Source organism: Enterobacter cloacae complex sp. IR5428, from assembly GCF_049238585.1.
Lineage (GTDB): Bacteria > Pseudomonadota > Gammaproteobacteria > Enterobacterales > Enterobacteriaceae > Enterobacter > Enterobacter intestinihominis.
The window spans coordinates 112,872-126,194 of the sequence record NZ_JBMKHV010000005.1 but is presented as its reverse complement, the minus strand read 5'-3'; the positions used below and the strand labels follow the sequence as shown (position 1 = coordinate 126,194).

Annotated in this window: 12 protein-coding genes; 3 read left to right on the top strand and 9 right to left on the bottom strand. The window is 54.0% G+C overall.

What is annotated here, in order from left to right:
• Nucleotides 1-11: 11 nt before the first annotated feature.
• A complete protein-coding gene (locus ACOTXC_RS08860) occupies nt 12-470 on the bottom strand; it encodes an Lrp/AsnC family transcriptional regulator (protein WP_022647254.1) in 459 nt (152 codons plus the stop codon).
• A 115-nt stretch (nt 471-585) separates the two neighbouring features.
• Between ACOTXC_RS08860 and ACOTXC_RS08855 the strand changes: the two genes are divergently transcribed.
• Nucleotides 586-1,632, top strand: a complete 1,047-nt coding sequence (locus ACOTXC_RS08855) for a PLP-dependent cysteine synthase family protein (protein ID WP_022647253.1) — start codon at nt 586-588, stop codon at nt 1,630-1,632.
• A gap of 41 nt (nt 1,633-1,673) precedes the next feature.
• Here the strand turns inward: ACOTXC_RS08855 and cof are convergent, their stop codons facing one another.
• Entirely contained in the window at nt 1,674-2,492 is an 819-nt protein-coding gene (cof, locus tag ACOTXC_RS08850; RefSeq protein WP_023299454.1) for an HMP-PP phosphatase, read from the bottom strand.
• Nucleotides 2,493-2,593: 101 nt separating this feature from the next.
• Between cof and ACOTXC_RS08845 the strand changes: the two genes are divergently transcribed.
• Nucleotides 2,594-4,294, top strand: a complete 1,701-nt coding sequence (locus ACOTXC_RS08845) for an SgrR family transcriptional regulator (RefSeq protein WP_336196430.1) — start codon at nt 2,594-2,596, stop codon at nt 4,292-4,294.
• Between the two features lie 66 nt (nt 4,295-4,360).
• On the top strand, nt 4,361-5,056 hold the full coding sequence (gene queC, locus ACOTXC_RS08840; protein ID WP_022647250.1) for a 7-cyano-7-deazaguanine synthase QueC: 696 nt from the start codon (nt 4,361-4,363) through the stop codon (nt 5,054-5,056).
• Nucleotides 5,057-5,118: 62 nt separating this feature from the next.
• Here the strand turns inward: queC and ACOTXC_RS08835 are convergent, their stop codons facing one another.
• The 7 genes from ACOTXC_RS08835 to clpP form a co-directional block, all read right to left on the bottom strand.
• Nucleotides 5,119-5,517: a YbgC/FadM family acyl-CoA thioesterase gene (locus tag ACOTXC_RS08835; protein ID WP_017694410.1), complete on the bottom strand. Its 399-nt coding sequence runs from the start codon at nt 5,515-5,517 to the stop codon at nt 5,119-5,121.
• Nucleotides 5,518-5,614: 97 nt separating this feature from the next.
• Nucleotides 5,615-5,995: a helix-hairpin-helix domain-containing protein gene (locus tag ACOTXC_RS08830; RefSeq protein ID WP_199009008.1), complete on the bottom strand. Its 381-nt coding sequence runs from the start codon at nt 5,993-5,995 to the stop codon at nt 5,615-5,617.
• Nucleotides 5,996-6,143: 148 nt separating this feature from the next.
• The gene (ppiD, locus tag ACOTXC_RS08825) at nt 6,144-8,015 is read right to left on the bottom strand and encodes a peptidylprolyl isomerase (RefSeq protein ID WP_336196432.1); all 1,872 of its coding nucleotides are present in this window, start codon (nt 8,013-8,015) and stop codon (nt 6,144-6,146) included.
• Nucleotides 8,016-8,227: 212 nt separating this feature from the next.
• Nucleotides 8,228-8,500 (bottom strand): nucleoid-associated protein HU-beta, encoded by a 273-nt coding sequence (gene hupB / locus ACOTXC_RS08820; RefSeq protein ID WP_002444653.1) that lies wholly within the window; start codon nt 8,498-8,500, stop codon nt 8,228-8,230.
• A gap of 210 nt (nt 8,501-8,710) precedes the next feature.
• Nucleotides 8,711-11,065, bottom strand: coding sequence for an endopeptidase La (lon, locus tag ACOTXC_RS08815; protein WP_006809878.1), 2,355 nt, complete (start codon nt 11,063-11,065; stop codon nt 8,711-8,713).
• A 184-nt stretch (nt 11,066-11,249) separates the two neighbouring features.
• Nucleotides 11,250-12,524: an ATP-dependent protease ATP-binding subunit ClpX gene (clpX, locus tag ACOTXC_RS08810; protein WP_006809879.1), complete on the bottom strand. Its 1,275-nt coding sequence runs from the start codon at nt 12,522-12,524 to the stop codon at nt 11,250-11,252.
• Nucleotides 12,525-12,651: 127 nt separating this feature from the next.
• Nucleotides 12,652-13,275: an ATP-dependent Clp endopeptidase proteolytic subunit ClpP gene (clpP, locus tag ACOTXC_RS08805; protein ID WP_006809880.1), complete on the bottom strand. Its 624-nt coding sequence runs from the start codon at nt 13,273-13,275 to the stop codon at nt 12,652-12,654.
• Nucleotides 13,276-13,323: the final 48 nt, after the last annotated feature.

Here is a 13,323-nt window from a genome sequence, read left to right as displayed (position 1 = left end):
ATTTTATGAAGTTATTCAATGGGTAACGCTGTGGTGTATTTAATCTGTTCCATGGCGAAACTGGAGGTGACATCGGACAAGCCCGGTACGCTATTGACCAGCCGCTTGTAAAAATCATCGTAGCGCTTCATGTCTGCCACCTGAACGCGCATCAGATAGTCGTATTCCCCCGCCATGCGCCAGAAGCCGAGCACCTCGGGCATGTCGGAAACCTGGGTGACGAAGCGGCTGTACCATTCGCTGCTGTGATGCTGCGTTTTTATCAGGACGAAGGCGGTCAGTCCAAGCCCCAGTTTTTCGGGGTCCAGCAGCGCCACACGTCCCAGCAGAATGCCATCGTCTTCCAGCTTCTTGAGGCGCTTCCAGCACGGTGTGGTGGTCAGATTAACGGCATCTGCCAGCGCCTGCAAAGAGAGGGTGCAGTCGCTTTGCAGCAAAGAAAGCAGCTTGCGGTCAATTTTATCTAGCATATCCACCTCCCAGAGAAAATTATTCTCCTTACATTCTATTTTAAAGGCCAGATAGCAACAATTTTTTCTGTGCTTTTCGCTATGCTGGGCACAAAATGACAAACGGATAACTACGATGAATAGCACCTGGGTTAAACATGCCATCAGCGAAATAAATGCCGACTATCAGCGCTCGGCAGATACCCATTTGATCCGCCTGCCTTTGCCTGGATTTCCCGGCATTCAGCTTTACCTGAAGGATGAAAGTACCCATCCTACCGGCAGCCTGAAGCATCGCCTGGCGCGTTCACTCTTTTTATACGGTTTATGTAACGGCTGGATTAAAGAAGGCACCACGATTATTGAATCGTCGTCCGGATCAACTGCCGTCTCAGAGGCCTACTTTGCCCGCCTGCTGGGCCTGCCGTTTATCGCTGTGATGCCCTCCTGCACGGCGAAACGTAAAGTTGAACAGATCGAATTTTACGGCGGACGCTGCCACTTTGTGGAAAGCGCCTGCGAAATCTATGCGGCCTCCGAAATGCTGGCCCGCGAACTAAATGGTCACTATATGGACCAGTTCACCTTCGCCGAACGCGCCACCGACTGGCGCGGCAATAATAACATTGCGGACAGCATTTTCCGCCAGATGACCCACGAGCCACATCCCGTCCCCTCTTACATTGTCATGAGCGCGGGCACGGGCGGAACCTCCGCCACCATCGGACGTTATATCCGCTGTCAGGGTTATGATACGCAGCTGATGGTGGTTGACCCTCAGAACTCGGTGTTCCTTGATTACTGGCAATCTCGCGATGCCAGCCTGCGCAGCCCTGTGGGGAGCAAGATCGAAGGAATTGGTCGCCCGCGCGTCGAACCCTCGTTCATTCCGGACGTTGTGGATGAGATGCTCCGCGTGCCGGACGCCGCCAGCGTCGCGACGGCGCACTGGCTGGAGACACAGCTTGGCCGTAAAGTCGGGGCCTCTACCGGCACCAATATGTGGGGGGCGCTACAACTGGCCGCGAGAATGCGTGAAGAAGGCCTTAGCGGCTCTGTCGTCACGCTGCTGTGCGACAGCGGGGAGCGCTACCTGGACACCTATTATAACGCAGAATGGGTACAGGCCAATATTGGCGATGTTGAACCGTGGAAAGCGCAGATTTCGCATCTGGTGAAATAAAAAAAAGCCAGGCTTTAGTCTGGCTTGCTGGAAGGATCTCGCTATTCGGGGGAATATGGGAGGTTATTTTTGTCCAGCCAATGCGTCAAAAAATGGGACACCGCTTCGTTACGACAGTGTCCGATAACCGGTAAATGCGGGAGCGCGGCGATAAGTTGCGGCATCGCGTTCCCCATAATCAGACCACGGCCTACGCTGCTCAGCATCTCGTGGTCGTTCATGGCGTCACCAAAGGCCATACAGTCCTGCATCGTCAGCCCCAGACGATCGCTCAGCACCGCCAGCGCAGATCCTTTGTTACAGCCCACCGGCAGCACTTCAAGACAGTCCACTGCCGAGAAGGTCAGGTGCGCCCGGTCGCCCAGCGCCTCGTTAAGCTGAATACGCAGGCGGCAGAGATCGTCGTGATCGCCGCAGAAGCAGATCTTGGTTACCTTGTGTGCCGGAATGCGGCGCAAATCGATGAGCTGATATTTAAAGCCACTGTAAACGTGAGCGTGCAGCAAGGCCGGGATCTCACGCCCGGTAAACCAGCCTTCATCGTTAAAAACATGCACGCTGGCCTGCGTATCCCAGGTGCTGTGCAGGACGATGTCCGCCACTTCCGGATCCAGATCCTGACGGTGCAGCACATCGCCCTCGACGGAGTGAATGCGCGTCCCGTTGCCGGTGATCAGGAACGCATCGAGGGCAAATGTTCCCAGTAGATGGCGCATCTCGAGAACATGACGACCAGTGGCAAACGTCAGGGTGACTTCACGCTCGCGCAGGCGCTTAAGTGTGTTCAGGGTTTTCTCCCCTAAACGGTGATCCGGCATTAACAGCGTGCCGTCCATATCAAATGCAGCGAGCCGAGCCATAATTACTCCCGAAATGTGATGCGGTTAACTTGTGCATCAGTATTACGTGAGATATACGGAAGTAATAGTGAATAGATGATAATTATTGTTCCGGGTTTTTCATGCGCCAGCTTAACCGTCTTAACCAGTATCAGCGTCTGTGGCACCCCTCCGCCGGCGCAACGCAGCAGGTGACCATCAGTGAACTTGCCAGCCGCTGCTTTTGCAGCGAGCGACATGTACGCACCCTGCTGCGCCAGGCGCAGGAGGCGGGCTGGCTAAGCTGGCACGCCCGCTCCGGACGAGGAAAGCGTGGGGAATTACGCTTTCACGTCACCCCGGATTCGTTGCGTAATACGATGATGGAAGAGGCCCTGAAAAGTGGACAGCAGCACAACGCGCTGGAGCTGGCCCAGCTCGCGCCTGAAGATTTGCGATCGCTGCTGCATCCGTTTATGGGCGGGCAATGGCAGAACGATACGCCGACGCTGCGTATTCCCTACTATCGCTCGCTGGAGCCGCTTCAGCCGGGGTTTCTCCCTGGCCGGGCGGAGCAGCATCTGGCGGGACAGGTATTCTCTGGTTTGACGCGTTTTAATGGTACCAGCAGTGAACCCACGGGCGATCTGGCGCATCACTGGGAAATCTCCGCTGACGGCCTGCGCTGGCATTTCTACATTCGCTCCACCCTGCACTGGCATAACGGCGATAAAATAGAGACGGCACAGCTCAGGCAAAGCCTGACGGCGCTGCTATCGCAGCCCGGCATGGACACGCTTTTCCGCAGCGTCTTACGTATCGAAACCACGCATCCGCAAAGCCTGACGTTTATTCTCCATCAACCTGACTATTGGCTGGCGCACAGGCTGGCAACCTACTGTAGCCGTCTGGCGCATCCTGATTACCCCGTGGTGGGCAGCGGTCCCTTTCGGCTGAGCGTTTTTGAGCCTGAACTGGTGCGTCTGGAAAGCCACGAGCAGTATCACCTTGGTCATCCGTTACTTAAGGCTATCGAGTACTGGATCACGCCCCAGCTTTTTGACTACAGTCTGGGCACCAGCTGTCGCCACCCGGTGCAAATCGCCATTGGTGAGGCCGACGAGCTGGCCAGCCTGCGGCTGGTGAGTAACAGCACCAGTCTGGGCTTCTGCTACCTCACGCTGAAACAAAGTCCGCGTCTGAGCGAACTTCAGGCAAAGCGGCTGATTAATATCATTCATCTCTCAACGCTGCTGCATACGCTTCCCCTGAACGAAGGGCTCATCACTCCTACCGAGGAACTGCTTCCCGGCTGGGCGATCCCCCAATGGCCTGATTTAACCGACGTTGTGCTGCCAGAGGCATTGACGCTTGTCTACCACCTGCCAGTTGAGCTTCACACCATGGCCAGTCAGTTAAAAGCATACCTTGCGCGACAGGGGTGTGAACTGACCGTCATCTTTCACGACGCCAAGACGTGGGACGGTTGCCAGCAGCTTGCCGATGCAGACATCATGATGGGAGACAGACTGATTGGCGAAGCGCCAGCGTACACCCTTGAGCAATGGCTCCGCTGCGATGCGCTCTGGCCGCATCTGCTGAGCGCACCGGCATACGCCCATTTGCAGGCCACGCTGGATGCGGTGCAGACGCAGGCCGACGAACGTGACCGACACGCAGGACTTCAGGCTATCTTCAGCCGATTAATGGAGACAGCCGTCCTGACACCGCTCTTTAACTACCAGTATCAAATCAGCGCGCCTCCGGGGGTCAACGGCATACGCCTTAACACTCGCGGCTGGTTTGACTTCACCGAAGCCTGGCTTCCTCCACCAAACGCGTGAAGAAGCTGGTCGCCGCTTTAGCCAGGCGTTAACATGACGCTTTTACCGTAACTGTCGAGATGATCTATGAAACGTGCCGTCGTCGTGTTCAGCGGAGGACAAGATTCCACAACCTGCCTGATTCAGGCACTTCACCAGTATGATGAAGTGCATTGCGTCACTTTTGATTATGGTCAGCGTCATCGCGCTGAAATCGATGTCGCTCGTGAACTGGCCCTCAAACTGGGCGCCCGCGCTCATAAAGTGCTGGACGTGACGCTGTTAAATGAACTGGCCGTCAGCAGTCTCACTCGCGACAGCATTCCGGTGCCTGATTACGAACCGGATGCCAGCGGCATTCCGAATACCTTCGTACCTGGGCGTAATATTCTCTTCCTGACCCTGACGGCAATCTATGCCTACCAGGTGAAAGCCGAAGCGGTGATCACGGGCGTGTGTGAGACCGACTTCTCTGGCTACCCGGACTGCCGGGATGAATTCGTGAAAGCGCTCAATCACGCCGTGGATCTGGGAATGGCAAAAGAGACCCGCTTCGAAACGCCGCTGATGTGGCTGGATAAAGCCGAAACCTGGGCGCTGGCCGACTACTGGGGCAAGCTGGATATCGTTCGCAACGAGACCCTGACCTGCTACAACGGCATTAAAGGGGACGGCTGCGGGCAGTGTGCCGCCTGTAACCTGCGCGCGAACGGTCTGAATCATTATCTTGCGGATAAAGCGGGCGTGATGGCCGCGATGCAGAAAAAGACCGGTCTGAAATAAGGGCTAACTGTCCGCGCTGTCGTACAACAGGAGTCGACAGCGCGGGCATTCCTGAATATTACTTACGCGATCATCAGCTCCAGCTTTTCACGCAACTCCCCTTCCAGCGGCAACGCTTTCTGGGTTTTGAGATCGATACAGACAAAGGTGATCAGCGCATCGGCCACTACCTGCCCTTCTGGCTCAAGCGTGACGACCTGGCTCAATACACCACTTTTGCCATTCAGTTGTTGGACCTCACTGGTCACGGTGAGCACATCCCCCAGCACAGCCGGGCGGCGGTAGTTAATGTTGATGTTGACGACCACAAACGCGATGTTGTGTGCGGTCAGCCACTGGAAGCTTTCGCTGTTCTCCAGGCCATCCCAGCGCGCCTCTTCAAGAAATTCAAGGTAGCGGGCGTTATTGACGTGCTGGTAAACATCGAGGTGATAACCACGGACTTTGATTTGTGTCTGCATAGCGCAATAGCCTTTCGTTGTTATAGGTTCAGAGGTCATAACTGGTATGACCTCTTTATCCTGGCAAATTTTTGCCGCAGTGCAAGTGATTACGCGATTACAGCGTCAGGTGTGCGAGATTGCGCTCAACCAGCGCGCTGCCCATACCCGGCACCTGCTTGAGATCGTCAAGGGTTTTGAAAGGACCGTACTCCTCGCGGTAGCTAACAATGGCCTGGGCTTTTTTAAGTCCCACACCGTTCATCACGCGCGCGAGCTCTTCTGCCGATGCCGAATTGATGCTGACTCGCGTACCGTCATCCTCTGCACTTTTACCGGCATCAGTCGCTTTTGATTGCGTATAAGCCTGCGCAACTGAGTCTGTTTTGGTCTGTGCAGCCTGCGCTTTAGCCGAGGGCGACGCCGCCAGCGCGCCCGCACTCATCCCGGAAGTGGCAATAGCCAGTGTAATTAACAGTGCTTTGATTCCACATTTCATGCTGTTTTCTCCTTGTTTGTTGACAGCCACGCCACGATAGCCGTACGAGAAAACAGGGACAAACAGCAGATTGCAGAAATGGAAAAGGCCGCGAAAGCGGCCTTTAGTTTTTGCAGAGCGTTACGAAAATCTGCGAGCAGGTACGTAATTATTGCTCCTGGGTCACCACATCACCCAGCTTGATTTTGGCTTCTTTACGCAGGTTGCTCATCATCGCTTCGAAAGCAATCTGGGCATTATTCTGGGTAATTCCCTGAACCATGGCCTTCTTCTGCGCGTCTGGCAGCGTGCCGGCTTTGACTTCATCCAGCGCCAGAATCACCACGTTACCCTGCATATCGGTCGTGGTGCCAAAGACAGGTTTGTCTTTCGCCGGCAGGCTCAGACCAAACGCCGCCTGGCTGACAGGATCCTGACCGGTACGGCTCAGCGTTTTGGCTTCGCCAAAGTTCAGGCCAGCCGCTTTCAGTGCATCGTTCTTACCGGCTTTCAGATCGGCCAGAATTTTCTCTGCATCCAGTTTTGCCTGCTGTGCCGCTTTGTTGTGTTTGACCAGCGCCACCACCTGATCTTTCACTTGCGCCAGGGGCTTCACTGCCTCGGCTTTGTGCTCGCTGACGCGCAGTACGAACGCACGGTCACCGTCAACGGTAATGATGTCTGAGTTGCTGCCCGGCGTACCGTTCTCACCTACCAGACCACCATTGAAAATGGCATCTGAAACCGGTTTGAAGTTCAGTTCTTCCGGCAGATTTTCATGGCTGAACCAGCCCGTCTCAACCGCTTTCACGCCAGCAGCCTGCTCAGCGCCCGCCAGTGATTCGTTGTCGTTGCTTGCGGCATCGCTCACTTTCTGTTGCAGAGCATAGAAGGCGTCCAGCGCTTTCTCCTGCTTCACTTTCGCAGCGATATCATCACGAACGTCAGCCAGCGGCTTGGTTTTCGCCGCCACGACATCGTCCAGACGCGCCACCAGGAAGCCAACGGAGGATTTGATTACACCAGACAGTTGGCCTTTCTCTTTAAGACCCGCATTTTTCAGCTCGTCCGGGGTAGTGGAATCTTCCAGCCAGCCCATATCACCACCGTTTTTGGCAGAAATAATGTCGGTGGATTTTGCTTTCGCCACGGTCGCGAAATCAGCGCCTTTGTTCAGCTCGTCCAGCACGGTTTTTGCTTCTGCTTCCGTTTTGGTCTGGATCACGCTGTAACGGTTACGCTGCGGCTGAGTGAACTGATCCTGATGCTGGTCGTAATAAGACTGGATCTCGGCGTCAGTCGCGTTTTTCTGCATCGCGGCTGCATCCAGCTTGATATAGCTTACGCGGAACTGTTCAGGAGAGATGAAGTTGTTCTTGTTTTGCTCATAGTAAGCATTAACTTCAGCGTCGCTAACCTGCTGTTTCGCCGCCAGTGCATTGACATCAATCGTCGCTTCACGCACCACGCGCTGCTGCGCCACCAGTGCCGCCAGCGCTTCAGTTTCGCCTTTCAGCATGAAATCGGTGCCCACCACCGCGTTGATCAGCTGTTGCGTGGTCAACTGGTTACGCAGCGCCTGTGCGTACTGGTCAGCCGTCATCCCCATCTGGTTAACAATGCTGTTGTAACGCGCGTTGTCGAACTTCCCATTAGACTGGAAAGCCTGCGTCGAGAAGATGGCTTTTTTAACCTGCTCATCGCTGATGCCCAGACCGAGGCTTTTCGCGTACTGGTCCAGCAGCGCTTCGTCGATAAGGCGGTTCAGCGTCTGCTGACGCAGGTTTTTCATATAGCCTTCGTTGGCTGCAAGTTCAGAGTATTGGTCGCCCAGCTGTTGCTGCATGCGGTTACGTTCACCAGCAAAAGCGTTCTCGAACTGCCCACGGCTAATTTCCTGGCCATTCACTTTTGCGGCGTAGTTCGCGCCACCGCCGATGAGGTAACTACTCACACCGGTCAATATGAACGACACGATAATGATACCGAAAATAATCTTGAGCACGAGACTGTTAGCAGCCGTGCGTAAGCTGTCCATCATGGTGTAACAACACTCCGCTGTAGGTGACTGGTTACCTGACGCTGACGGAAAATCCTGACCGTCGCGCGTAAAGGCGTATTGTGACAAGAAAACAGGGCAATTGTCAGCCCACAACTCGCATAAACTCGCACAAATCAGGTCTGGACAAACAAAAAAGGCACATCAAACGATGCGCCCTTGTACTTTTCAGCTTCCCTGGAGCGGGAAAGCAATCAATTTACTGCATCTTTCAGCGCCTTACCTGCACGGAAACCCGGCACTTTAGCGGCAGCAATGGTGATCTCTTTACCGGTCTGCGGGTTGCGGCCAGTACGGGCAGCACGCTCTTTAACCGCAAAAGTACCGAAGCCTACCAGTGCAACGTCGTCCCCAGCTTGCAGAGATTCAGTAACAGAAGCAATTAAAGCATCTAAAGCACGTCCAGCTGCAGCTTTAGAAATATCAGCACCCGCAGCAATTTTGTCAATCAGTTGAGATTTATTCACTGTTCTCTTCCTCTCTTTATAATTTATATCGCACCTGAATCCTTCACAGCGCGACCGCGCAGCAGTTATATCAGTCCTGCTATGACCTTACAACACCCGTTGTTGATGGCTAACCCAATCAGCAATCTAAATTAGCTATACAAAAAAAGGCTGGCAAGTACGAAATGACTTACCAGCCTTGTTTTTATTAGCGCTCTTTGCGCGAGGTCACTATTTTGCGGTTACAACCTGCATTCCGGACGGTTCATTTTGCAATGCGAGAGTCAGAACTTCCTCAATGCGTTTCACCGGATGGATCTGCAAATCGGCAATAACGTTGTCCGGAATCTCTTCCAGATCGCGTTTATTCTCGTAAGGAATCAATACGGTTTTGATCCCACCACGGTGTGCCGCCAGCAGTTTTTCTTTTAACCCGCCGATGGGCAGTACCTGACCACGCAGCGTAATTTCACCAGTCATGGCCACATCAGCACGGACCGGGTTACCCGTCAGGCAGGAAACCAGCGCCGTACACATAGCAATACCCGCGCTTGGGCCATCTTTCGGCGTCGCCCCTTCCGGAACATGAACGTGAATGTCGCGTTTTTCGTAGAAATCCGGGTTGATACCCAGTTTTTCCGCGCGCGCACGCACCACGGTCAACGCTGCCTGGATGGACTCCTGCATCACTTCACCGAGCGAGCCAGTGTAGGTCAGCTTGCCTTTACCCGGTACACAGGCGGTTTCAATGGTCAGCAGATCGCCACCCACTTCCGTCCACGCCAGTCCAGTCACCTGACCAACGCGGTTTTCGTTGTCCGCACGGCCATAGTCGAAGCGTTGAACGCCGAGGTAAGCATGCAGATTGTCGCCGTTAATCACGATGTGCTTCAGGCTCTTATCCAGCAGCAGCTGCTTAACCGCCTTGCGGCACAGTTTAGAGATCTCACGCTCAAGGCTACGCACGCCCGCTTCACGGGTGTAGTAACGAATAATGCCGACAATAGCGCTGTCCTCAACGGTCAGCTCGTTAGCTTTCAGCGCGTTACGCTCAATCTGCTTCGGCAGCAGGTGCTGCTTAGCAATGTTCAGCTTCTCGTCTTCGGTATAACCGGACAGACGGATCACTTCCATACGGTCCAGCAGTGGCGCCGGAATGTTCATGGAATTCGACGTCGCCACGAACATCACATCGCTCAGGTCGTAATCGACTTCCAGGTAGTGATCGCTGAACGCCACGTTCTGCTCTGGATCAAGCACTTCCAGCAGCGCCGACGCCGGATCGCCACGCATGTCCGAAGACATTTTGTCGATCTCGTCGAGGAGGAACAGCGGGTTTTTGACGCCCACTTTCGCCATCTTCTGGATCAGCTTGCCCGGCATAGAACCGATATAGGTACGGCGGTGACCGCGGATTTCCGCTTCATCACGCACGCCGCCCAGCGCCATACGGATGTACTTACGTCCGGTCGCTTTGGCGATGGACTGGCCCAGAGAGGTTTTACCCACCCCTGGAGGCCCTACCAGGCACAAGATTGGACCTTTGATTTTGTTCACACGGCTCTGTACCGCGAGGTACTCAAGAATGCGGTCTTTCACACGTTCCAGGCCATAGTGGTCGGTATCGAGGATTTCCTGTGCCTGACGCAGGTCTTTTTTGACCTTGCTGCGGGCATTCCATGGAACCTGAACCATCCACTCAATGTAGCCGCGTACAACGGTCGCTTCCGCCGACATCGGAGACATCATTTTCAGCTTCTGCAACTCAGCTTCGGCTTTCTCTTTCGCCTCTTTCGGCATCTTCGCCGCGTCGATCTTACGCTTCAGCGCTTCGTTTTCATCCGGCGCATCGTCCATCTCGCCGAGCTCTTTCTGAATGGCTTTCATTTGCTCGTTCAGATAGTACTCACGCTGCGATTTTTCCATCTGCTTTTTGACGCGGTTGCGAATGCGCTTCTCAACCTGAAGCAGATCGATCTCAGACTCCATCATCGCCATCAGGTATTCCAGACGTTCGTTAACGTCGGACATTTCCAGCACGGACTGTTTGTCAGCCAGCTTCAGCGGCATGTGCGCAGCGATGGTATCCGCCAGACGTGCAGGATCGTCGATGCTGTTCAGCGACGTCAGCACTTCAGGTGGGATTTTCTTGTTCAGCTTGATGTAGCCTTCAAACTGGCTGATCGCGGTGCGTACCAGCACTTCCTGCTCGCGCTCATCAAGTTCCGGTGAATCAAGGTACTCTGCCTTCGCAGAGAAGTGCTCGCCATCGTCTGACAGAGTGGTAATACGCGCGCGCTGTAAGCCTTCCACCAGCACCTTCACGGTGCCATCTGGCAGCTTCAGCATCTGCAAAATAGAGGCCACGGTCCCGACGGTGAAAAGATCGTTTACACCCGGCTCATCCGTTGATGCTTCCTTCTGCGCAACCAACATGATTTTTTTATCATGATCCATGGCGGCTTCGAGGCAACGGATAGATTTTTCCCGCCCTACAAATAAGGGTATGACCATGTGCGGATAAACCACCACATCGCGCAACGGCAATACGGGGATTTCAATGCGTTCAGAACGCTCAGGATTCATAGAGCTCTCTCTTAGTTTAGTGTCCGCCAGGTAAACTGGTCATGTAACTGTGCTTCACACAACCATTAACATGTAATCCAGTATATGGGGATGTTTCCCATACATTCAACGCCATGAATACGGAAAAAGTAAAGGGGAGATAAAATCCCCCCTTTTTGATTAACTGATTGTATGAAATGGTGAATTATTCGCCAGATGCCTGCTGCGCTTCCGGTTTACCGTAAATCAGTAACGGCTTGGTCTGGCCACCAATGACGGACTCGTCGATCACGACTTTTTCGACATCTTCCATAGAAGGAAGATCGTACATCGTGTCGAGCAATGCTGCTTCCACGATAGAACGCAGGCCACGGGCACCGGTTTTACGCGCCATCGCTTTCTTGGCAATCGCGTCCAGTGCTTCGTCACGGAATTCCAGCTCAACGCCTTCCAGATTAAACAGCGCCTGATACTGCTTGGTCAGCGCGTTTTTCGGCTCTTTCAGGATCTGAATCAGCGCGTCTTCGCTCAGTTCGTTCAGGGTCGCCACAACCGGCAGACGGCCGATAAATTCCGGAATCAAACCAAATTTGATCAGATCTTCCGGTTCAACCTGCGCCAGCAGCTGGCCTTCGTTTGGTTTTTCAGACGTAGCTTTCACCGTTGCGCCAAAACCAATGCCGGAGCCGGTTTCCACACGGTGAGAGATCACTTTATCCAGGCCTGCAAACGCACCACCACAGATAAACAGGATCTTGGAGGTATCAACCTGCAAGAATTCCTGCTGCGGATGTTTACGCCCACCCTGCGGTGGAACAGCCGCAACCGTACCTTCAATCAGCTTCAGGAGCGCCTGCTGCACACCTTCGCCCGAGACGTCACGGGTGATGGATGGGTTGTCTGATTTACGGGAGATTTTGTCAATCTCATCGATATAGACGATCCCGCGCTGGGCTTTCTGTACGTCGTAATCGCACTTCTGGAGCAGCTTCTGGATAATATTTTCAACGTCTTCGCCCACATAACCGGCTTCGGTCAGGGTGGTGGCATCCGCCATGGTGAACGGAACATCCAGCAGGCGCGCCAGCGTTTCCGCCAGCAACGTTTTACCGGAACCCGTAGGCCCGATCAGCAGAATGTTACTTTTGCCCAGTTCCACGCCATTGCTGGTATCGCCGTTACGCAGACGCTTGTAGTGGTTGTATACCGCCACCGCCAGCACTTTTTTCGCCTGCTCCTGACCAATGACATAGTCGTCCAGGTGGTGGCGAATCTCGTGTGGCGTTGGTAACGCGCTGCGCTCACGGTGCGGCGCGACTTCTTTAATCTCTTCGCGAATGATGTCGTTACATAAATCGACGCATTCGTCGCAGATATACACGGACGGCCCGGCAATCAGTTTACGCACTTCATGCTGGCTTTTGCCGCAAAAAGAGCAGTACAGCAGTTTGCCCGAACCATCTTTGCGTTTATCTGTCATGAGTCCAAACCTCTTTTTAAGTTCTATGTGCCGCACATGACGACGCAAATGCCATACTCAGACGCAAGCTGCTTACAGGCAACGTGCCGCCCTAAATTAGTATAGCGGCACACTCGCGTCGCGGGCATCAATTACGATGGGTCAAAATGGAGTCGACTAAGCCGTACTCAACTGCCTCAGGTGCAGACAGGAAGCGATCGCGCTCGGTATCGCGCTCGATCTGCTCGAGTGGTTGACCCGTATGCTGCGCCATAAGTTCATTCATGCGCGCTTTTACTTTCAGAATTTCTCGGGCGTGGATTTCAATATCCGTCGCCTGGCCCTGGTAACCACCCAGCGGCTGGTGAATCATCACGCGGGAGTTAGGCAGGCAGAAACGCTTACCTTTCGCCCCTGCGGTTAACAGGAAAGCCCCCATGGACGCCGCCTGTCCCATACAGATGGTGCTGACATCCGGCTTGATGAATTGCATGGTGTCATAAATAGACATGCCCGCCGTAATCACACCGCCCGGCGAGTTGATGTACAGGTAAATGTCTTTTTCCGGGTTTTCCGCTTCCAGGAACAGCATCTGCGCCACGATCAGGTTAGCCATATGGTCTTCCACCTGGCCGGTCAGAAAGATAACGCGTTCCTTGAGCAGACGGGAATAGATATCGAAAGATCGCTCACCGCGTGAGGTCTGTTCAATAACCATTGGCACCAGCGCCATATGGGGTGCAAAGTTATCTCGTTCGCCACTGTATGACATTTCCGTCTCCTGGTTCAAAATTGAAAACACCTGCTGTACTGATTGTAA